Genomic DNA, 21,537 nt, shown 5'->3' with positions numbered 1-21,537 from the left:
CAGAGCACCGCGACATCGACCTTCGGGTGATGAGCCGTCACCTGCATCGGCAGAGCGTATTCGTTCTCGACGATGCCTTCGGTCATGGTCGAGTCCACGCCGTTCTTCACGAGAACCGGCTCGAATGGGGTTCCCATGACGATCGACTGGCCGACGATCGCGTGCTGCCAACCTACGACCTGCCCCTTTTCGTCGAAGCCGATGCGCGCGCGGTGGACATGTAGCGGGCGATAGTAGCCGCCCTTGATATCGTCTTCGCGACTCCACATGACCTTGAGCGGTTCGGCATGGCCTCTGGCAATCCACTCGCGAAGTACGCCTGCCGATTCGACCAGGTAGTCCGACGTCGGCACGGCACGCCGGCCGAAGCCACCCCCGGCCATCATCGTATTCAGCGTCACCGTCTCGACCGGCAGCGACAACGTTTGGGCGATCGCCGCCTGATCGACAGTCTGAAATTGCGAGCCAACCCAGACCGTGACGCTGGTCGCCATATTGCCGCTAATCTCGGCCTGCATGGTACAGTTGAGCGGTTCCATCGGCGCGTGCGCGAGATACGGCAGCCGATATTCGGCATCGATCACGCGCGCAGCGCCCGCGAGGACCGCCTGCACGTCGCCACTCTCCAGCGGGACCGCCATCTTGCCCGGTTGCATCGCAAGCTTGCTGTATTCCTCGTAAAGCGCCTGCGTGCTGACCTTCGAGCCCGTGTCCTCCCATTCGATCTGCAGCACGTCACGCCCCTGCTTGGCCGCCCAGTATCCGTTGGCGACCACCGCCACGCCGGAGCCGCCGCGATCCGCGGGCACCTGCATGACGTCGACAACGCCCTTGATCACGCGCGCCTTTTCCGCGTTGAACGACTTCACCTTGCCACCAAAGCGGGGCGGGTGCGCGACCACGGCCACAACCATGTCCTTGAGCCGGGTATCGATGCCGAACACGGGGTCGCCTCGCAGCTTCGAGGCGGCATCTAGGCGCGGCATTGGCTTGCCGATGAGGCGGAACTGCGACGGGTCCTTCAATACCACGGTCGTCGGCACCGGCAGACTCATGGCCGCATTGGCGAGCTCACCATAGGTGGCGCGATGCGTACCCGATGTGACCACCCCCTCCACGGCGGCGCAGCTGGCGGGGTCCACATTCCATTGTTTGGCCGCCGCAGTCACGAGCATCGCCCGAGCGCGCGCGCCGAGCTCGCGATACTGCGTAAACGAATGCATCAGCGCGGTAGAGCCGCCTGTCATCTGAATACCGAAGCCCGGATCGCGGTAAGCATCGCCGGCCGGGGCCAGCATTGACCGCACGTTTTTCCAGTCCACGTCGAGCTCGTCGGCCAGAACACTTTGTGCCGGTGCATCAGTGAACAGTAACCGCGCAATTGAGCACACTGTATTGAGAGTCGTTCTCGGCGAACAGGCGGGCTCGGCCGTATTGCGACCCTCGAGCAGGATCGGCAATGTCCGATGGAGGTACCAGGAATCGCGCGCCGGGGCAGTGCCGGCGCCCTGTCATGTCATCAACCGGGGTTCGTCATTGCGCTCTGCTGTCTGGCGTAGTTGAACGGCAGCAGGTCGCTGATGTCGGCGTCCGCCGCACGCTGCGGCAGCTCGGTGAGAACGTGACGTAGATACGCGTACGGCTCGACGTTGCAGGCGCGGCACGTGAGCATCAGGCTGTAGATCATCGCACTCGCCTTCGCACCGGCAACCGTGTCTGCAAAGAGCCATGCCTTTCTCGCGGTTGCAAAGGGTCTCACGTCTCGCTCTATCACGTTGTTATCGAGGGGCGCACGCCCGTCGATAACATAGCGGCTGAGGTATTCCCACTGATTGCGCGTGTAGCTGATCGCCTTGCCCAGCAGGCTTTCGGGCAGAACCTGCGGTGCCAGTTCGTCCAGCCATTTCCTGAGCGCCTCCAGCAGCGGTACGCTGTGTTCCTGCCGCAGCCGGTAGGTGTAGCCGGCCCGTGTCTCGCCCTCTGGCAGTTCTCTGCGAGCAAGTGTCTCGACCTGATACAGCGCCTTGAAGTACTCGAGCGCTTGCTGTGCGCGACCGCCGGGCTTCTTCTGGCCCTTGTGCGCGTCGACGAACAGTCGTCGCGAATGGGCAAGACACCCGAAGTGCGTGACGCCTTTGAGCGTGCGCCAGGCGCTGTAGCCGTCGGTCATCAGCATGCCTTCGTAGCCGGCGAGAAACGCCTGCGGATATTGCTGACCACGCCCCGGCTGGTAGTCGAACAGCACCACCGGCTGTTCGCAGTCCTGTGCGCTTCTGTAGAGCCACATGTAACTCTTGCTCTGCGCGGTCTTGCCTTCTTCCTTGAGCACTTGCACCGTCGTCTCGTCGCCGTGGATCAGCGGCTGCGACAGCAGCGTCTGGCGCATCGCCTCGTACAACCGGCTGTAGTGCAGTTCGGCAGGCCTGATGATCCAGTTCGCCAGCGTGCCGCGGCCCGCCGGAATGCACGCACGGGCCAGCGCGTCTTCCATCCGGTATAGCGGCGTGCCATCCACGTGCCTGATATGACTTTCCCTGTCAACTGCGATCGGTTTTCAGTTCTACATTGACTTTGAATTTCCTGAGGGCGGCGTAGCAGTAATTCTCGACGGTGGATCACACTGATATCCGCGGGTTGGCTACCGCATTACAGATGTCCGTCTCGTGAGCCTGCCGCTTTCTTACCGCGCGAATCGGCCTGTACTCTGCCGTCACGAAGTACGTACGCGGGTTACTCCGGTACCGGGCTACGCCGCCTTCAGGAAACTCCTCCTGTGGTTGTAGGGCTGTGGTTGACGTAGTGCTGTTTTACATTGCTGGCGCCTCTCGCGGTATAGAGAGCGACATGGCGAGCTGGGCGATGTCCCAGATGAACCCCGCCAGCTCGCGGGCAACGGCGACCACCGCGATGTTCGCGTTCTTGCCGCGCGCAGCCAGCTTGCGATATCGCTGGCACAGTCGAACCTGTGCATCCCAGGCGCGGTCAATGATGGCCTTCGGGATGCCGTCGTGACGGCACTGGATCGTCCGACTGATCCGTGCGATGTGGCGGTAACTCCAGGCGGCCTCGATGAGCAGCTTTCGTGCATAGCTGTTGCCTGTCTTGGTGATGCTGCCCTGGCGCCGTTTGTCACCTGAGGAGTGTTCGGAAGGCGTCACGCCGAGCCAGGCCATCAACTGACGTGGATGGTCGAAGCGCGAGAGATCGCCCACCTCGGCGAGCATGCCCACTGCGGTGGTGAACTGCACGCCACGCATGGCCTGCAGGCCTAGTACGGCCGGATAGAAGCGCCAGTTGACTACGGCCTCACGCAAAGCTGCCTCGAGACGGTTGCATTGCGCCAGCCGATCTTCGATCGCGCGCCGATGTTCTTCAAACGCGAGTTGCTGCCACTCGTTGGCGAATGAGTGGGTGCTCAGCCAGCGTCGATGAGCCGGCCCCCAGTTGGCGCTGCCGGTATAGCGCACACCGTGCAGCAGCAGGAACGATTTTAGCCGCTGCCGTGCCTGCTTCAGGTCGTCTTTAGCGGCGGCCCACGCACGGGCCAGATCCCTGAACGCCTCGTCTTCGACACCGGGCACGTACACTGCCGACAGGTCACCTGCACGTAACGCGCGTACCAGCTTGATGGCATCGCGTCGATCTGTCTTGACACGCTCACCAGGCTTCCTCGGAATCAGCGACGGCGCACAGACCATGCAGTCGAACCCTTTTTCTACCAGTTGCCTGTAAAGCCCGTAACCGCACGGACCCGCTTCGTAGACGATATGCACGCGTCGCCCTTTCGACTGCAGCCGCCTGCATAGGCGATCGATATCGCCCTTCGCGGTACCAATCTTGCCCAGTAGTTCTACGTCAACCATGCCGATCGCGTAGGCGATCGTGATCGACTCCTTGTGAACATCCAGACCGACGTACATCGTGCTATCGTGTTCCATGCTGGCCTCCGTGCGGGAAATCACCGGGTGTGGCCCTGTCCACACCGTGCGGCTATGGCAGTAATGCTGATATGACTCCCCGTGTCAATCGGGATTGGTTTGATTCAGTTTCACAGTTGCATGTTGTTCCCCAATTTCCTGAGGGCGACGTAGCAGTAAGTCTCGACGGTGGATCACGCTGATATCCGCGGGTTGGTTACCACATTACAGAGGTCCGCCCAATGAGCCTGCCGCTATCTAACGCCGCAAGTCGGATGAAATCCGTTGCCTAGCATCGTCGCGGGTTGCTCGTGTGCCGGGCTACGCCGCCTTCAGGAAACTGGCTCCACAGTAGGGTCAGATAGGTTGGTGGTACCTAAAGCGCTGGGTTACGTTGTCTGGGCCGCGTTCGGGACGGCAAGCGACATGGCGAGCTGGCTGATGTCCCAGATGAACCCGCTCAGTTCGCGGGCCACCGCAACCACCGCAATGTTCGGGGTCTTGCCGCGTGCGGCCAGTTTCCGATAGCGCCGGCATAGTCGAACCTGGGCGTCCCAGGAACGGTCAACGATGGCCTTTGGGATGCCTTCGTGCCGGCGCTGGATCTCGGGGCTCACACGTGCCGGGTGCCGGTAACTCCAGGCGGCCTCGATCAGCAGCTTTCTGGCATAGCTGTTGCCGGTCTTGGTGATGCTGCCCTGGCGCCGTTTTTCGCCCGACGAGTGTTCGGCGGGCGTCACACCGAGCCAGGCCATCAGTTGGCGCGGATGGACAAAGCGCGAGAGATCGCCCAACTCGGCGAGGATGCCTATCGCCGTGGTGAACTGCACGCCGCGCATGGCCTGCAAGCCCAGTACGGCCGGGTAGAAGCGCCAGTTGACCACTGCCTCGCGCAGGGCCGCTTCGAGACGGCTGCATTGCGCGAGCCGGTCCTCGATAGCACGTCGATATTCGTCAAAGGCAAGTTGCTGCCACGCGCTATCGAACGCAAATTCGCTTATCCAGCGCCGGTGCGCTGGTCCCCAGTCAGCTCTGCCGCTGTAGCGGACCCCATGCGAGAGCAGAAAGGCCTTCAGCCGTTGCCGGGCGCGCTTCAGATCGTCCTTGCCGCTGACCCAGGCGCGTGACAGATCCCGGAATGCTTCGTCTTCGACGCCGGGCACGTACACGGCCGAGAGGTCGCCGGCGCGCAGCGATCGCACCAGCTTGACCGCATCGCGCCGATCGGTCTTGACGCGCTCGCCGGGTTTCTTCGGGATCAGCGACGGCGCGCACACCATGCATTCGAATCCCTTCCCTGCAAGCTGCCGGTAAAGGCCATATCCGCATGGGCCCGCCTCGTAGACGATGCGGATCCGGCGTGCTTTGGACTGCAGGCGCTTGCACAGGCGATCGATATCGGCCTGCGACGTACCGATCTTGCCAAGCAGTTCGACCTCGCCCGCGCCGAGTGCATAGGCGACCGTGATCGAGTCCTTATGGACGTCAAGACCCACATACAGCGTGCTATCGTGTTCCATGCTGGCCTCCGTGCTGGAAATCGCCGGGTGTGGCCCTGTCCACACCATGCGGCTCTGGCAGACATGCTAACCCGCGTTTGATTCCTCACGGCGGGCCAGCCCTTGCCCCAGGGGAGTCATACTGACTAACCCGCGTTTACTCCCACGGCAGGCCAGCCTATGCCTCACGGAAAGTCATACTGCCTTGCCGGTCGTCACCGTCGCGATCATCGCCGGACTCGCGTTGCTACCTGGCAGCGGTTGTACTGGCATCGACGCGACCACGATCAGCGTGCGCTCCGCGTTGCGCTCGCAATGGCGGCACGCGTATTTGAACCGTACGTGCTGCAACACCGAGACCTTTACCTCGATGTGCAACTGCTCGCTCGTCTCCTCGCCCATGCGATGCAGCGGGCTCTGGCAGCATGGACAGATTTTCTGTTCCTCGGGCAGGTCGTACTCGATGCGCTGGCGCGGCAACGACGCCGGCAGCGGCTTGCGTCCCCGTTTGCGGTGTGCAGACTCATTGACTTCCGGAAGTCCCGTATCGGGCAGCGTGAACGCGTCATCGGGATCGTTGCCAGCAGGTTCTGTCGCGGCGATCTGCTCGGCTTCGTCAAACACCCGATCCTTGAGCTTCTCGCTGCTCGGCGCGTAGCGCTTGAGCTGCGCGAGGCGGAACTGCTCTTCGAGCTGCTCGATACGCTGCGAGAGTTGCTGGGCTAGCGACTCGAGATCCAGATTTTTCTTCTCGAGTTCGCGGATATAGGCCTGGACGTCAGGCGGCAGATCAGGGGTGAGGTCATGTGCAGGCATGCGATTCACGATAGTGCAATCGCATCGCCAACAGGTTTACGTCGAATCCAAAACAATGGTATCGGCCAATGCCCTGGCGAGCAGCCGCCTCGCGAAGCCTATGGCCAGAGCCCGCACCCTGGCCTCTCTCACGCTGACTCAGCTCGCGTGCCGGTAGCGCCGCGAAGGGTGTCGGCGAACGGCTTCGATGTCGATACCTTCAAGCAACCAGTGCAGTTGCTCGGTCGTGAGTTCCATCACCGCCTGCTCGCGGCGTGGCCAGGCGAAGTGGTCTGCTTCCAAACGCTTCATCAGGAGCCAGAATCCAGAGCGGTCATAGAGCAGAAGCTTGACCCGATTGCGGCCGCGGTTATGGAACGCGAAGACGGCCCGGGCGAACGGATCGAGTTGCATCGACTGCTCGACCAGCGTCACCAGACTGTTCAGGCCGGCCCGGAAGTCGATAGGCTCGCGGTGCAGATAGACCCGCAGGTCAGCGTCGAGGCGGAACATCAGGTGTCCCCCAGCGCCGCGATCATCGCCTTCACGAGCGGCCCATCTTTCGGTGTGCATTCGAGCTCGATGGTTACGCCGTTTGGCAGCCGTGCCGACAGGCGTGCCAATTGTGGCGAAGATGAAGATTGCGGCACGGGAACAGAAGTCGATTCCGGCGATGCCGGCCGTGACCGCTGGGCTTGAGGAGGTACGCCGCGAACCTCCACTACCGGAACGAAGGCCGATGGCGCGCCTTCGACGGCGCTATCCATGTCAATACCACCTTGTCTTTCTGCTTTGTACTGCTTGACCCAGCGCCACAATTGGTTCGTGTTCACCTGGGCTCGGATCGCCATGCTGGCAACCGATACGCCGGGTTCAAGGCAAGCCTCGATCAATCTTCGCTTGCCCTGCCTGTCGTAGCTGCGTTTCCCGTTGGCGCCGACATTGGTCACTCGCAGCGGCAGGAAGTCAAAATCGCTATCGTCCATGAATTGTGCCCACGAAAAAAATCGCGGGCACAATCCTGCGCCTTTCGGGGCGTCAACGCTACGTGCGGAGAAAATCGCGCTTACAGTGAACAAGCCTTCGCTCAGGCTCGCAGCAAACTCAGCGGCGATGTCTTTGCTCACCTCAATGACTGGCTGCTTCAGCAAGTGTCCAACCATTTGCCGCGCTGGCATGGCTTTCGGCTGGTCGCCGCGGACGCCTCACACCTGCGTTTCGCCATCCGCCACAGCCATCTCCCGCGAGCCGCCACCCGCGATCAACTCGCCTTCGGCCTGTACCTGCCCGGTGCCGAGATCACGCTCGCCGCCTCACTGCATAGCGTGCACGAGAACGAACGCCAGATCCTGTTCGAGCATCTGGATCGCCTGCAATCCGACGACTTGCTCTTGCTCGACCGCGACTACCCCGCCCGCTGGCTGGTGGCCGTGCTCAACGAACGAAAAATCCCTTTCTGCATGCGCGCCGACGGCAGCGGCTTTACCGCCGTGCGACACTTCGTCCGCTCCGGCCGCGACGAGGCCATCGTCACGCTCCCGGCTCCAGCCCGCAATGACGCGCGCGACTATGAATGTGCGGCTACCCCACAAACCGTCCGGCTGATCCGGCAGATCTCGCCAGCCGGTAAGGTGCGCGTGCTCATCACCAATCTGCTCGACATGCACCGCTATCCGGCTGCCACCTTCCGCGATCTCTATCACCAGCGCTGGCGCCTGGAGGAGGCGTTTAAACGTCTCAAACACCGCATGGCACTCGAACACCTGTCCGGCCTCTCACAGTTGGCCGCCAGGCAGGACTTCGGTGCCAAAATCCTCTGCGACAACCTACACGCCCTGTGCTGCCTCACCGCCGCGCAGGAACATGACATTGACTCGGACCATCGGATCAACCGGACCTACGCCATCACTGCCCTCAAACGTGTCCTGCCTGCGGTGCTGCTCGGCCTGCGATGGGCCAAGGCTGCTCTGAATGAAACCTTGACCTTGATCGCAACACGTATCCATCGCGTGCGACCGGATCGCGCCAAGCCTCGACCGCCTCGTCATAAGCCTCATCGACATGCCGCCTATAAGGCCTGTTGAGGCTTAACTAGGGTGGATTGCATCGGCAACCCGGTCAAGGACGTCAATACCGTCACTGTGCAGCTCAACCTTGGCCGTGGGCTACCGATCATGGCACTTAGTGCTCTTAGTGCCGCCTGGGCCGCAACAGATTTCTCAGTTGACTCTGCGAACACGTAGGACCTCGACTAATCGAAATCGCTCGTGCAATCGAGCTGCGGCGTGGTCGACGTTAAAGGTGAGGCAGATCTAACTTCAAACGCGCCTGCGACTCATTCACACTATGGGGGTCTCTCAGTTTCAGGAAGGCGCCCCGGCACATAGCGAGGCATCCGCGCCTTCTCATGCAGGGATTTCTTCCCTTGAGTAGAACTTATACTTGTAAGTAGTACAATATCCTTGCTAGTATAAATCGAGCAACAAGGATTGAACAGCCGCCACCAGCACATACCGGTTCGCGGCCAGGGCGACCTATCAACGGAGACAAGTAATGAAAGTGCTTTCTAGCCTGCTCGGCGACACGGGCCCAGACCTCGAGCGACCGTCGCGCAGGGTATTGCTGCAGAGGGGCGGCACGTTGGCGGCGGCCCTTGCGCTAGCGCGCTGGCCACAGCCCGCCTTTGCGAGCGACCCGTGGCCTCGCAAACCAGTTCGAATCGTGGTCCAGTTCGGGCCGGGTAGTGCCAGCGATCAGCACGCCCGGTTAGTCTCGGAAGATCTCCAGGCCGCCTTCAACCAACCCTTCATTGTGGACAACAGGCCAGGCGCATCGGGGATCCTAGCTGCGGAGTATGTTGCGAAGGCGACTCCGGATGGCTACACGTTGCTCCTGACAACGAACACTGCGAGCTCGATCAACCCCTTCATTTTTAAGAAGCTGCCATACGACCCCATTAAGGACTTCACCCCGGTCGCACGCCTGAGCTTCATGCCGTTCATCGTACTCGTCAGTGCGGAGCTTCCCGTGAAAAATGTTCGGGAGTTGGTCACGTATGCAAAACGCACCAATATTTCGTATGGCTACGCAAATGCCACTGGGCAAGTAGCTGCGTCGACACTCGCCAACCTCGGGCATTTCGAAGCAGGCGCCGTACCCTACAAGAGCACGCCTGCAGCTATGACTGACCTCATTGGTGGGCATATCGCATTCATGATTGGCGATCTCGGCTCCGCCTCCTCACTCATTGCTAGTAATCGAGTTCGACCACTAGCTGTAATCACTTCCAAACGCAGTACCTTGGCCCCCGCACTTCCCACGGTTTCTGAGTCATTGTCGATTGATTTCGACCTACCTAGTTGGCTGGGCATCATGGGACCAGCCGGGATGCCAACCCCCATCGTGCAAGCCCTGAACACGCGGATCACTTCACTGCTCGGTCGCAAAGGCACCGCTGAAAAGCTGGCGGCCGCAGGCGCGGAGCCGGCACCAGCCACTCCGACAGAGCTCGCGGCGTATATGAAGCAACAACTCGAGGTCTGGCGCATCAAGGTGCGGGACGCAGGAATCCAGCCTCAGTGACTTCCAGGGAGAGAACCGTGACATCAAAACTGCTGGATGGAATCCGCGTCTTGGACCTGACTTCTGTCATCGTTGGCCCCGCCTGCACCGTACGACTCGCCGAGTACGGGGCCAACGTGACAAAGATCGAAGCGCCTGAAGGCGATCTCTTACGCACACTGGGCGGTCCCTCCCCCAGTGGCCGTCATGCTGGAACTTACCTGCACCTGAATCAGAATAAGCGTGCCGTCGCGCTTGATCTAAAACATCCCGACACTGCTGCGATCATGGAGCGTCTGCTCGAGACGAGCGACGTTTTCGTCTCCAATCTCAGGCCAGACGCGCTAGCCCGCTTGGGGCTAGATGCAGCTTCCGCGCGTGCGCTGCACCCTCGCCTCGTGCATTGTGTTATTACGGGCTTCGGTCCGGGACCTTACCGCGGTCGCGCCGCCTACGATAGTGTCGTACAAGGTGCAAGTGGCGTTGCGGCGGTCTTCGCGGCGCGCGACGGAAAGCCCTCCTACGTCCCTCTGATGATGGCGGACCATGTGGTTGGCGAGATCACCGCGGGCGCCATTCTTGCCGCTCTTTGTCACCAGGGTCGTACGGGTGAAGGGGCTACCATCGAAGTACCGATGTTCGAGACCCTTGCCGCAATGGTCCTGCAGGAGCATCTAGGACCGGCAAGCTTTGATCCCCCACTTGGGCCGATTGGTGATCGACGCATCCTGAGCCCACACAATCAGCCCATGGCAACAGCCGATGGCTGGATCAGCCTTACTGCCAACACTGACGCACAGGCGCGCTCACTGCTTCGTGCTCTCGGACGCGAAGATTTACTCGATGATCCTCGCTTCGCCACGGCCACCGCTCGCTTCCGCCACGTTGATGATTGGTTCTCCATCCGCACTGACTCGCTCAAACAGCGTACAACGAGCGAATGGCTGCAGATCCTGGGAGAGTACGACATCCCCTGCATGCCATGTCACACCCTGGACTCTTTGCTCGATGATCCACACCTCCGCGCGGTTGGCCTCGTGGAGCCCCCTCAAGATCATCCCGACGAAGGCCGTGTACGAATGCTGCGCTCGACCATTCTCGTCGATGGGCGCCCAGAGCCAGCCGGTAGGCCCCCATCCGGCCATATTGGCGCCCACACCTGCGCCGTACTGCGCGAAGCCGGGTACCGCCAAGACGAAATCGACGCGCTAATCGCTTCTGGCGCCGTGCGCGGCAGTCCGATTGATTCGATAGAGAAGCGGAATGGCTAAGCCAGCGTCCCACCAGATTTAACCCCACAAGGAGCAGTTGTGCTTTATGAGATCGAATGCTTGAATGAGGAAGTCGAGGAGCTTTCCAGTCTCCTATCCTCGTTGGCTTCCACGGATTGGGAACGTGTCACCGCCTTCAAGAGTTGGACAATCAACGACGTTGTTCTGCATCTGTATGCCAGCGACTACATGGGAATCGCGTCGACGACGTCCGAGGAAGCCTTCCGCACGTTGCGCGAGGACATGATGAGACACCGCAATGCCGGTGCCACCCCGATCGAGGAATCGCGACATCGCTTCCCAGGACTTTTCGGGAGAGGGCTTTATGAGGTTTGGATCGAACAGGCACACGAAATGAGCCGTCGATTAAGTATGCGGACTCCAGAAGAAAAGCTTCCATGGGCTGGTCCGCCGATGACTGTCCCATCCTTTGCGGCAGCGCGCCAGATGGAAAATTGGGCGCACAGCCAAGAAATCTATGACACTTTGAATCTTCAACGAGCGGCGACAGATCGGCTGAAGCCGATTGCCACGCTGGGCGTAAAAACGTTCAAGTGGGCCTATGTCAATCGCGGCTTACCGGCCCCCGATGCACCGCCGCGAGTTCGCCTTACAGCGCCATCGGGCGCCATCTGGGAATGGAACGCGTACAACACCACAGACATGATTGAGGGTGACGCGTCGGAATTCAGCCAAGTCGTCACTCAGGTCCGCAACCTGGCCGACACGTCGCTGCGCGTAGAAGGTGAGATTGCCCGTCAATGGATGCAAATCGCCCAATGCTTTGCCGGCGCGCCCTCGAATCCTCCGGCGCCCGGCTCACGCCGACGCGGAGTCTGAGAATAGGAAGATGCCCCGGATTGCATTCTGTGCACCCGGGGCTGACTCTCGTGCCGAACTCACGCTCAGGCGCAGGTCACTCAGACTAGCGTCGCACCTCAAGGCCTCGGATCAACGTCCGAACCATTTGCCGAGCAAGGACAAGCCGCGCCTCTAATCCCTGATCTGCCTCGGGTCGCCACCAGATCACGGACCACTGAATCCCTCCGAGAATTGTTTTCACGGCAATCGATGGTTCGGTGTCACCTGACACCGAACCATCTGCTTGTGCAGCCGCAACCTCCGTTCTGTACATCTGCTCCAAACGATCGCGACTCGCAACCAATTCATCAAAGGTCATCCGCTGCACCGATGTCATCGCACTGAATCGATGTAACTGTACGCCCTGCGCGACGACATGCTCGAAAGCGTGATACTCAAACATTGTCAATGCATGAGCCTCGAGCATGGCTGTCACTGCAGGCAACCCGGCATGTTCTGTCTTGCGGGCAGCCGCCACGGCCTCAGTTAACGCCGCCATTCCGACCCGATAGACCTCGAAGAACAAGTCCATCTTTGAGAGGAAGTGGTAGTACACGAGGCCCTTGGTCGCCCGTATCCGTCGCGCCACATCATCAATGCTGGTTGCATGGAAACCGCGCTCCATAAAACACTCCGCGGCAGCCCGAAGTAGATGCATCCGGCTCTCGGAGGAGGTCGAGAATGCGTCTTTCATTCGACTGCCTTGACCATGTCCTCAACGAACTTCTTGGCATCGCCGAAGACCATCATCGTCTTGTCCATGTAAAAAAGTTCGTTATCCAGGCCTGCATACCCAGTTGCCATGGAGCGCTTATTGACAATCACCGTCTTCGCCTTATAAGCGTCAAGAATCGGCATGCCAAAAATTGGACTTCCCTTTTGCAGGGCCGCCGGATTGACGACGTCATTTGCACCAACGATGATGGCCACGTCCGCCAGTCCGAAGTCGTTGTTGATGTCCTCCATCTCGAAGACCTGATCGTACGGAACCTCTGCCTCGGCCAGCAGCACGTTCATATGACCGGGCATACGTCCGGCAACGGGGTGGATCGCATAGCGCACGGAGACTCCCTTTTCCGTAAGCTTTGCCGCAAGCTCCTTCGTCGCGTGCTGAGCGCGAGCAACGGCCAACCCATATCCGGGCACGATGATCACCGTTTCCGAGTTTCCCAGGATGAATGCAGCATCGTCGGCGCTACCACTTTTCACGGTGCGCTGCGTCGTTGTCGATTGCTCGCCAGAGCTGGCGTCGCTCCCGAACCCTCCCAGAATGACATTCAGGAATGCTCGGTTCATCGCTTTACACATGATGTAGCTCAGAATCGCTCCCGAACTGCCAACCAAGCTGCCCGAGATAATAAGCATACTGTTGTTCAAGCTGAATCCAATTCCAGCAGCGGCCCATCCCGAGTAGCTGTTCAGCATCGACACCACGACGGGCATGTCCGCGCCTCCGATCGGAATGATTAGCAGCACGCCGAGCAGGAGGCCGATCATTGTGAGGACCGCGAACGCCATCACGCTCTGGCTACTCCAAAACTCGACTGCAAGATACGCGCATGCCAGACCTAATGTGAGGTTAAGCGCGTGCTGACCAGTGAACATTACTGGCGCCCCTTGGAACAGCCGGAATCGATATCTGCCAGATAGCTTTCCAAATGCGATGATCGATCCGGCGAAAGTTACGGCCCCAATAAAACTGCCCAACGCCAGTTCCAGGCGATTGCCGGGAGGGATCCCATTACCCTCATCAACCAGGCCGAAGGCCGCAGGCTCCGTGACTGCGGAAAAGGCTATCAGCACTGCGGCCATGCCGATCAAGCTATGCATGAAAGCTACAAGCTCTGGCATCTTGGTCATCTCCACCCGACGCGCGAGATAGACGCCTGCGCTTCCTCCGACAATCAGGCCCAACATGACCCACGAGAGGCCGAGGGGCGAGCCAGCCAGCGTCACGATCAATGCCGCTGTGGTCAGCACGGCGATTGCCATGCCCACCATACCAAAGCTGTTACCACGAATTGACGTAGACGGATGACTCAGGCCTTTCAGTGCCTGGATGAAGCAGACACTCGCGACGAGGTACAGTAGCGTGACGACGTTCATGCTCATGCCGCACCTCGTTCGATGCTGGCCGCAGCCTTGCCCTTCTTCTTGAACATCTCGAGCATTCGGCGTGTTACAAGGAACCCTCCGAACACGTTGACTGCCGCCAAAGCGACGGCCAGCACGCCAGCCGCTCTCGCGGCGCCGCTTTCCGTGAGACCCGCCGCAAGCATCGCACCGACGATGACGATCGCAGAGATCGCATTGGTGACGGCCATCAAGGGCGTGTGCAGCGCCGGTGTGACGGTCCACACGACGTGATAGCCCACATACACGGCGAGCACGAAAATAATGAGATTGATAAGAGTAGGTGAGACGGTATGCATGTTTTGGAACTCCGGTCAGCGGCGCTTGATCTCGCCGCCATGTGTCATCAAGCAAGCCTCGACGATGTCATCATCGTGCGGGACTTGTACGGCGGAAACACCGGTCGGCAGTATTAGTTTCAAGAACTGCAGTACGTTTCGCGCGTAGAGCGCGGAACTGTCTGCCGCGACCAAGGATGGGAGGTTGGTCTCGCCGATCAACGTGACCCCATGTCTGACGATTGTCTGGCCTGGCACCGTAAGGGGACAGTTCCCCCCCGCGGGCGCGCCAAGATCGACGATGACCGATCCTTGCTTCATCGACTGGACCATGTCCTCGGTGATCAGTGTCGGCGCGGCGCGGCCTGGGATCAAGGCTGTCGTGATGACGATATCGGCCATTGCCACGCGCCGGCCCACTTCGATCTTTTGCCTATCGAGCCACGATTGTGGCATCGCGCGCGCGTAGCCCCCGACCCCTTCGGCAGCCTCCCTTTCCTCAGCACTCTCGTAGGGGATATCGATAAACTTTGCGCCTAGCGACTCCACCTGTTCCTTGACTGAAGGCCGTACATCGGAGGCTTCGATCACGGCTCCCAGCCGCTTTGCCGTTGCTATTGCCTGCAGTCCCGCGACGCCGACGCCAAGAATCACAACACGTGCGGCTTTGATCGTTCCCGCTGCGGTCATTAGCATAGGAAACAGACGCTGGTAGTTGCTCGCCGCGAGCATCACGGCTTTGTAACCAGCGATATTCGCTTGCGACGAAAGGACATCCATGGGTTGTGCGCGCGTAGTGCGCGGCGCTGCTTCAAGCGCGAATGCGGTCAAACCAGCGGCAGCCATGCGAGCAAGGCCTTCACTGTCAAAAGGGTTTAACATTCCCACCAGAGCCGCTCCCGGCCGCATGATTGACAGCTCGCCGGCGGACGGAGCTCTTACTTTCAACACCAATTGCGCATCAAAAGCGTTCGTGGCATCCGTGACACTTGCACCAGCGGCCTCGTAGGCCGAATCTAGTGCACTTGCCGCAGTGCCCGCCCCTGTTTGGACACGGACGACGTACCCTTGTGCCACCAGCGCTTTTACGGTTTCCGGAGTCGCAGCCACTCGGAGTTCTCCGGAAGCCGTTTCACGCGGCACACCGATGACCAATGGTGCATCGACATAAGAGGAGCTTGTTTTAGTGACCGCGACCATCACACCCTCGCCCGTCCGCTGCTCATATCGGAGCGCATCTGTGCAGCGTACTCTTTGAAATCAACCTCGAGCGTGTAGCGCGCGGACCCCACGTAACGCTTTTCGAGTGCGCGCTTGTGCTGCATGATCTCCTGATACATGACACCACGGGTAGGAAGTTTGACATGGCCTGCAAGTACACGCGCAAGCCACTGCCCTTGGATCTCGACTAGTGGGATCGTCGGCCCGATCGGTTGCACCAGTCCCGCAAAGTAAAGCCCTGGTGCGTGAGGAACCGCCATACGTCGATAAAGATCTGCCTTGCCGTCGTCCACTTTAAAGACGCGTTGGTCGATAAAGGGAAAGGTTGTCTTGTAGCCGGTTGCGTAGATGATGGTATCGACCTCTGCGGCACTACCATCCTCAAAGCACACCTTTTCGCCGATCAGTTCCTTCACATTCGACTTCACTTTGATCCAACCGTGGCCCACATAGGGCAACAGTTCCTGGCTAAGCGTCGCGTGCTCGCGCCAGATTGCATGCTTCGGCCGCGGAACGCCGAAGCGGGATTGATCGCCCACGGCGAGGTACATCAGATGCTTCATGGTGGTTCGGACCATGCGCGTAGGCAGTTTCAGCTTTGAGCCTAGGAAGGACGACCATCGATCGCTCGGCAGCCCCATGATGTACTTCGGCATGATCCATGCACTGCGACGAGTCGAGATATAAGTGTTCTTCGCAAGCTTGCAGACATCGACCGCGATGTCCACCGCCGAGTTTCCGATGCCCACCACAAGCACGTTCTTTCCAAGAAAAGGCTCTGGCGTTTTGTAATCATGCGCATGCAAGCTCTCGCCCTGAAACTCGCCATTGAAGCGCGCCCACCGCGGATCCCAAAGATGACCATTCGCGACGATCACCGCGCGATATCGCTTCGATTCGCGGTCGTGGAGTGTGACTCTCCACGCTCCGTCGGCATCCTGACTTACGCTCTCGACTTTTGTGTTGAAGCGCACGTGAGGTCGAACCTTAAAATGATCCGCATAGTCCGACAGATACTTGATCACTTCAAAGTGAGAGAGAAAGTCCGGATAGTGGTCTGGGATCGGATAGTCGGAGTAACCAAGGTTGCGTCGGCTGGTATCAATGTGCAGGCTGCGGTATGCGGACGACATCCCGTTATCGTTTTGATAGCGCCACATCCCACCGATGTCGGATCCGATCTCATAGCAATCGAATGCCACACCGCGCTCGAGGAGCGCCTTTGCCGTAGTTACACCGGAAGATCCTGCCCCGATGATGCAAACCGGAAGAGCCGAAATATCATTCATCGCAATACCTTTCTTGGAATAGGGTAATCGTTCAAAACTGCATCGCGCTCAAACAGTGGCGATAGGGGTAACCGGGGAAGCAATTGCGCCAGGCAGTCGAAGCGGTGGCGCTGTCAGCAGAAATCGAGAATGCCCTTGCCGGCGCAGATGATTGGCAAGCGGACCTAAGTGCCACAACTCACCAAGATGAATCCCCTGCTTGAATAGGCAATGCTCGTGAAGCGGTAGCGCCGAGCAACAGACATCACCCAAGCCACGCGCGGGATAGGCTTCGACCGCGTAGTTGTCGGCAACAATGGCGGCAACGCCGGAGTCCGTGATCCATTGCAATAGACCCGAGTCCCGCCCATCAAGTACACAGCCGGTCTGCTCTAGTACTGCAATGTCGGGGCTACCTTGCATGCCTAGAACAGCGTCCGCGAAACCGGTATGCAGGCATACGATGTCCCCCTCTTCGACCGTCACACCATCTTTGGCAAGCACATACTCGAGATCAGACAGACCAATGAGTCGTCTCCCCGCGCCGAAGTTTGCGAGCAGATCAATCATCACGCCGCGACCTTGAACGCCCTTAGCCGCCATATGCTCAATGCCGAGCGCTAAAGCGCGCGACTCCACCTGCGACTCGTCGCATCCATCGATCAGAACAATGTCCTCGCCCGCTGCGAAGCCGTTGTAATAGACAGGGCGCGGCACGCCGTCGTCGAGTACATCGAACATAGCTCCGACATGCGCAAGCCCATCCCACTGGGTAGAGTATTGGAGGTGCAGGATCGCGACGTCATCGCTCAGCACATCCGTCCTCAGAGGATCGACATCGGCCAGGCGGAAATTCAGACCGAGTCGCCCATGCCTGCGGGTAGGGCTTAACTGCGGCGGGTGGCGATTCGGGTTCAGGATATTGCCCCCGGGTAGATCGAGGGGAAGGCTTAGGCAAAAGCTCTTGCCCTCTCGCACCTCGGCAACTGCCGCCCGGGTTCTCTCAGGCGTCAGCAGGTTCAGGCGCCCCAACTGATCGTCAACGCCGAAGTCTCCCCAGTTGGATCCATCGGGGCGCCGTTCCCAGCGGCTTTTGGTCATGATCGTTCTCCTCCGTGGCACACGACAGGCGCCTCTGTGTCGGTCAAGCTACTGAGGAGTATGCCCAACGATCTACTTGAATGCAAGATATTTATTCTTTGCAGTTGTGTTATCTACTTGATAGTATGATGACATCAGATAGGAGGCAGCATGACGATCGAGTTTTTCTTTCCCGACGCTCATCCGCACGGCACCCAGGGGGGCCACGCGAACGATGAGGCCGCAAGTGCACTGGAGTTCACCGCCTTGAGGCCAGGCCGCTGCTATGGCACCCATGAATTGGCCCTGACGCCTGAACTGGTTGAGGCATGGTGCAAACTCTATGGCGCGCCGCTTCCAACACGAGACGTACCAGCAGGCTTTCTGTCGGTGATTTCCATCCGTGCGTTCATGGCGACGATGCCAGTTCGCCCCCCTGGCGGGATCCACGCAGCCCAACGCTTTACGATTCATGCGCTGCCACGCGTGGGCGAGCGAGTGTTGACATCCGTGCACTGCGGAGCGAAGGAGGCACGTAATGGAAGGCTCTGGGTTGACCTAGAAATGAAGTGCCGCGGTGCGGCCGATCGCACGCTCTTCGAAGGCGTCCACAAGGCCCTGTGGGCACGCTAACTAGGACTTATACGATGAAACTAGAACCCCTCTCGCTGCACATCACCCCTGAAGCCGTTTTAGCGTACGCGCATCTAACCGACGACTTCAATCCCATCCATTTGGACGCAGCGTTTGCAGCTGCATCGCAAATGAAAGGACAGATCGCTCACGGCACTCTGTCGTTAGGCGTGCTATGGCAGGCGCTGGCACAGGTTCCCTCCACGCGCCCGGAGAGTTGGATTTTGGACATCAGATTTCAGCTGCCCGTACGCCTTGGAGACCGCGTTACCGCCGGCGGCAGCATGATTGATGCAGACTCACTAGAGGTGTGGGTGCGCAATGATCACGGACAAACGGTGATCGCCGGAGTCGCTCGACAAGCCAGATAGGTCGTCACCCAGCATGAGTGTACTCCGCTGGGGTACCCAGCATACGGAGCGCAAATTCGCAGAACTGTTCCACCACTACCTCCGGCGCTGGATCGACGTTGGTTCGGTACCAGCGTCGGACCCATTGCGTCATCCCCATGACCGCACGAGAAGCGAGTTGCGGCTGATCTGTAAGGAACACCCCCTGTGCGGCGCCGTCTTCAATGATGGCACTCAATCGCTTATGGAACTCCATCTCTAATCCGCGAATGTCGACCAGCATCTCCTTCGGAAGATGCTTCTCCTCAGCGGCCATAAGCGTCCATAGGCCTCGGTTGACGATATTGCGACGCATCGCCGTGCGGATGAAATCTTTCAAGCGCTCGACCGGTGCACCCCCGCTCATCGTCGAGCCATTCAGCATCGATAACGACTCCCGCAGTTCTCGATCGCAGATGGCGGCAAGTACCGCGTGCTTGTTGTCAAAGTACTGATAGATGAACGGCTTGGTCATCTTCAGTTGTTCGGCAATCGCATCCATGGTCGTGCCAACAAATCCATGCTCCATGAATAACTTGGCAGCCGCCTGCAGGATGCGCTCGATCTTCAGATTGCGAAGCTCATCCTGGAGGGATGGCTCCGCGTCAATACTCGTGGGAACGACCGCCCTTTCCTCGCTATCGCCAGGTATCGGCTTGCGCCGCCCTGTCTGCTTGCGAGCCGGTCGCGCCTGAGATGCTCCGGCGCGAGATCCCGGCGAGTTCTTCTTCTGAGTGGTCATGTCTTTTCCTAAGTTCTGATCAGTCGCTGCTAACTACCTTGACTTATTCATACTGGATAGTAGACTATAGAACCGTGCAGTACCAGATTTTGACGAACGACGTCATCGACTCGGCGTCATGGCGCGATCCATCCGACGACGGTTCATATATCTACCTACCAGTATGATCTCTGATTCTACCGCAATTGCCGAGGTGTGCCAGTGAGTTGGATCACAGGTGTCGGATTGACCTCATTTGGCCGGCTGTCAGGGCAGGACACGCTTGCGCTGATGGCGGACGCTGCAGAACTTGCGCTGATTGATGCTCAGCTTGTTAGATCGCAGGTGGATGGATTGCTTTGTGGCTACTCCACCACTATGCCCCATCTCATGCTGAGCACCGTGTTCGCGGAGCATTTTGGCCTATCGCCGAGCTACGCGCACGGTATGCAAGTGGGTGGTGCCACCGGTCTCGCAATGCTGATGCTCGCCCACGAGCTTGTAAATGGCGGATTGTGCAACCATGTGCTTGTGGTCGCAGGAGAGAACAGGCTTAGTGGCCAAAGCCCAGATGAGGCGCTACGCAATCTGGCACAGGTTGGACATCCGCGTTACGAATTACCATTCGGCGCAACTATTCCTGCCTACTATGCCCTCGTTGCCTCTCGATACATGCATCGATTTGGGTTACGGGAGGAAGACCTAGCTGAGCTAGCTGTCGCGATGCGCCGCAATGCCAAATTGCATACCGGTGCTCATCGCCGAGAGCCAATCGCCATTGATGACGTGCTGAACTCGCGCAGCATCGCGTCTCCCCTGAAGCTGTTGGATTGTTGTCCTGTCTCAGACGGCGCTGCAGCATTTGTCGTTAGTCGCGAACGTACCTCTGCGTTCGGCGTTCGCGTATTGGGTTGCGGCCAAGCCCATACCCACCAGCATGTCACTGCCGCCCATGATCTGACAATGTTCGGCGCTGCTGCATCGCTTGAACAAGCAAGCGCGCGCACAGGCGTTCTCGCCGCCGATGCCCGATACGCGGCAATCTACGACAGCTTCACCATCACGCTAGCCATATTGCTCGAGGAACTCGGCTTGGCGCCTCGTGGTGGCTCCGCCGAGCGCGCCCGCAATGGGGATTTCGATATCAATGGCAACTTGCCCCTTAACACGCATGGAGGACTCCTGAGCTACGGCCATTGCGGCGTCGGCGGAGCGATCGCGCATCTGGTCGAAGCACATCAGCAAATGACTGAGCGCGCTGCTAATCGCCAGGTCCGCGACGCCTCGCTCGCGCTCATACACTGCGACGGCGGTGTTCTGTCGTCGCATGTCACGGCATTCCTGGAGAGAGTCCATTGAGCACCGTAGCTATTGCCGATTGGTCTACTGGCGAGCCCGGCATCGCATATCAGCTTTGTGAAAGCTGCCGACACACCTGGTATTTCGAACGCTCCTTTTGTCCAAATTGCGGCGACAAGCGACCGAGCCGGCTGCAAGCAAGTGGTCATGCGAGAGTGTATGCCGCCACGACCGTGACGAGGGCACCGTCGCCAGAGCTCGCCGAGTTGGGCCCTTACGCGATCATGCTGCTCGACGCGGAGGAGGGATTCCGAATGATGGCGCACGGAGACTCTTCGCTGCAAGTTGGAGACATGGCACGAGTGACCTTTCGCCAGTTCGGCGGAAGGCTTACACCCTATTTCATTGCACCGAATGCACGAGACTGAAGAGGATTGATTGGCGCTTTGGCTCGACAGAATCGATTCGCCGACCGGCAAGACTCGGCGATTCCACGCAACTCAAAGCATCGCCCCGTGCTGAGTAGTCTATGGTCCTAAGCGCCATTTCGTCGTCTGAAGTACCTTCACAAGGCCCTACTGCCGAATGACACTCTTTCGCAGGCCGCCTGT

Annotated in this window: 19 protein-coding genes and 3 pseudogenes; 8 read left to right on the top strand and 14 right to left on the bottom strand. The window is 59.4% G+C overall.

Annotated elements, in window-relative coordinates; all coding sequences use genetic code 11:
- The 7 genes and pseudogenes from AC1DS6_RS37510 to tnpA form a co-directional block, all read right to left on the bottom strand.
- Positions 1–1,340: pseudogene (locus AC1DS6_RS37510) on the bottom strand (xanthine dehydrogenase family protein molybdopterin-binding subunit); the annotation flags it as partial.
- A 179-nt stretch (positions 1,341–1,519) separates the two neighbouring features.
- A pseudogene (gene tnpC, locus AC1DS6_RS37505) lies at positions 1,520–2,521 on the bottom strand (IS66 family transposase); the annotation flags it as partial.
- Positions 2,522–2,807: 286 nt separating this feature from the next.
- Positions 2,808–3,938, bottom strand: coding sequence for an IS110 family RNA-guided transposase (locus AC1DS6_RS37500; protein WP_477104417.1), 1,131 nt, complete (start codon positions 3,936–3,938; stop codon positions 2,808–2,810).
- 368 nt (positions 3,939–4,306) lie between these two features.
- On the bottom strand, positions 4,307–5,437 hold the full coding sequence (locus AC1DS6_RS37495; RefSeq protein WP_477104416.1) for an IS110 family RNA-guided transposase: 1,131 nt from the start codon (positions 5,435–5,437) through the stop codon (positions 4,307–4,309).
- 177 nt (positions 5,438–5,614) lie between these two features.
- Positions 5,615–6,232, bottom strand: a pseudogene (locus tag AC1DS6_RS37490) (transposase); the annotation flags it as partial.
- A gap of 138 nt (positions 6,233–6,370) precedes the next feature.
- Positions 6,371–6,724 carry an IS66 family insertion sequence element accessory protein TnpB gene (tnpB, locus tag AC1DS6_RS37485; protein WP_477104415.1) on the bottom strand — a complete coding sequence of 118 codons (354 nt, stop codon included), beginning with the start codon at positions 6,722–6,724 and terminating at the stop codon, positions 6,371–6,373.
- The gene (tnpA, locus tag AC1DS6_RS37480) at positions 6,724–7,197 is read right to left on the bottom strand and encodes an IS66-like element accessory protein TnpA (protein ID WP_477104414.1); all 474 of its coding nucleotides are present in this window, start codon (positions 7,195–7,197) and stop codon (positions 6,724–6,726) included. Before tnpA ends, tnpB begins: the two co-directional genes overlap by 1 nt.
- Positions 7,198–7,200: 3 nt before the next feature.
- On the opposite strand from tnpA, the gene AC1DS6_RS37475 reads away from it, so the two are divergent.
- From AC1DS6_RS37475 to AC1DS6_RS37460, 4 genes are all read left to right on the top strand, one after another.
- Positions 7,201–8,295, top strand: a complete 1,095-nt coding sequence (locus AC1DS6_RS37475; RefSeq protein ID WP_477104413.1) for an IS4 family transposase — start codon at positions 7,201–7,203, stop codon at positions 8,293–8,295.
- Positions 8,296–8,764: 469 nt separating this feature from the next.
- Positions 8,765–9,793: a Bug family tripartite tricarboxylate transporter substrate binding protein gene (locus tag AC1DS6_RS37470; RefSeq protein ID WP_477104412.1), complete on the top strand. Its 1,029-nt coding sequence runs from the start codon at positions 8,765–8,767 to the stop codon at positions 9,791–9,793.
- 17 nt (positions 9,794–9,810) lie between these two features.
- Positions 9,811–11,043, top strand: a complete 1,233-nt coding sequence (locus AC1DS6_RS37465) for a CaiB/BaiF CoA transferase family protein (RefSeq protein ID WP_477104411.1) — start codon at positions 9,811–9,813, stop codon at positions 11,041–11,043.
- Between the two features lie 39 nt (positions 11,044–11,082).
- Entirely contained in the window at positions 11,083–11,883 is an 801-nt protein-coding gene (locus tag AC1DS6_RS37460) for a TIGR03084 family metal-binding protein (RefSeq protein WP_477104410.1), read from the top strand.
- A gap of 85 nt (positions 11,884–11,968) precedes the next feature.
- Here the strand turns inward: AC1DS6_RS37460 and AC1DS6_RS37455 are convergent, their stop codons facing one another.
- The 6 genes from AC1DS6_RS37455 to AC1DS6_RS37430 are packed head-to-tail and all read right to left on the bottom strand — an operon-like array spanning position 11,969 to position 17,905.
- Complete coding sequence (locus tag AC1DS6_RS37455; RefSeq protein WP_459568969.1) at positions 11,969–12,598, bottom strand: TetR/AcrR family transcriptional regulator; 630 nt, start codon at positions 12,596–12,598, stop codon at positions 11,969–11,971.
- Positions 12,595–14,016, bottom strand: coding sequence for an NAD(P)(+) transhydrogenase (Re/Si-specific) subunit beta (locus AC1DS6_RS37450; protein ID WP_477104409.1), 1,422 nt, complete (start codon positions 14,014–14,016; stop codon positions 12,595–12,597). Before AC1DS6_RS37450 ends, AC1DS6_RS37455 begins: the two co-directional genes overlap by 4 nt.
- Complete coding sequence (locus AC1DS6_RS37445; RefSeq protein ID WP_459568967.1) at positions 14,013–14,336, bottom strand: NAD(P) transhydrogenase subunit alpha part 2; 324 nt, start codon at positions 14,334–14,336, stop codon at positions 14,013–14,015. The genes AC1DS6_RS37450 and AC1DS6_RS37445 overlap by 4 nt, the downstream gene beginning before the upstream one ends.
- A 15-nt stretch (positions 14,337–14,351) precedes the next feature.
- Positions 14,352–15,470, bottom strand: a complete 1,119-nt coding sequence (locus AC1DS6_RS37440; protein ID WP_477104418.1) for a Re/Si-specific NAD(P)(+) transhydrogenase subunit alpha — start codon at positions 15,468–15,470, stop codon at positions 14,352–14,354.
- Between the two features lie 44 nt (positions 15,471–15,514).
- A complete protein-coding gene (locus AC1DS6_RS37435) occupies positions 15,515–16,825 on the bottom strand; it encodes a flavin-containing monooxygenase (protein WP_477104408.1) in 1,311 nt (436 codons plus the stop codon).
- A gap of 48 nt (positions 16,826–16,873) precedes the next feature.
- Positions 16,874–17,905, bottom strand: a complete 1,032-nt coding sequence (locus AC1DS6_RS37430; RefSeq protein WP_459568965.1) for a cyclase family protein — start codon at positions 17,903–17,905, stop codon at positions 16,874–16,876.
- 150 nt (positions 17,906–18,055) lie between these two features.
- On the opposite strand from AC1DS6_RS37430, the gene AC1DS6_RS37425 reads away from it, so the two are divergent.
- Positions 18,056–18,517 (top strand): hypothetical protein, encoded by a 462-nt coding sequence (locus AC1DS6_RS37425; RefSeq protein WP_459568964.1) that lies wholly within the window; start codon positions 18,056–18,058, stop codon positions 18,515–18,517.
- Between the two features lie 14 nt (positions 18,518–18,531).
- Positions 18,532–18,888: a MaoC family dehydratase gene (locus AC1DS6_RS37420; RefSeq protein ID WP_459568963.1), complete on the top strand. Its 357-nt coding sequence runs from the start codon at positions 18,532–18,534 to the stop codon at positions 18,886–18,888.
- Between the two features lie 4 nt (positions 18,889–18,892).
- Here AC1DS6_RS37420 and AC1DS6_RS37415 read toward each other — a convergent pair whose 3' ends face one another.
- Positions 18,893–19,648 (bottom strand): TetR/AcrR family transcriptional regulator, encoded by a 756-nt coding sequence (locus AC1DS6_RS37415; RefSeq protein ID WP_459568962.1) that lies wholly within the window; start codon positions 19,646–19,648, stop codon positions 18,893–18,895.
- Positions 19,649–19,849: 201 nt separating this feature from the next.
- On the opposite strand from AC1DS6_RS37415, the gene AC1DS6_RS37410 reads away from it, so the two are divergent.
- Both AC1DS6_RS37410 and AC1DS6_RS37405 read left to right on the top strand, forming a co-directional pair.
- The gene (locus tag AC1DS6_RS37410) at positions 19,850–20,986 is read left to right on the top strand and encodes a thiolase family protein (RefSeq protein WP_459568961.1); all 1,137 of its coding nucleotides are present in this window, start codon (positions 19,850–19,852) and stop codon (positions 20,984–20,986) included.
- Positions 20,983–21,354, top strand: coding sequence for a Zn-ribbon domain-containing OB-fold protein (locus AC1DS6_RS37405; protein ID WP_477104407.1), 372 nt, complete (start codon positions 20,983–20,985; stop codon positions 21,352–21,354). The genes AC1DS6_RS37410 and AC1DS6_RS37405 overlap by 4 nt, the downstream gene beginning before the upstream one ends.
- Positions 21,355–21,537 lie beyond the last annotated feature (183 nt).

It is taken from the genome of Cupriavidus sp. 05L310 (assembly GCF_056398185.1).
Note: the sequence above shows the minus strand (reverse complement) of the source record. Positions and strands in the feature narration are given on the sequence as shown.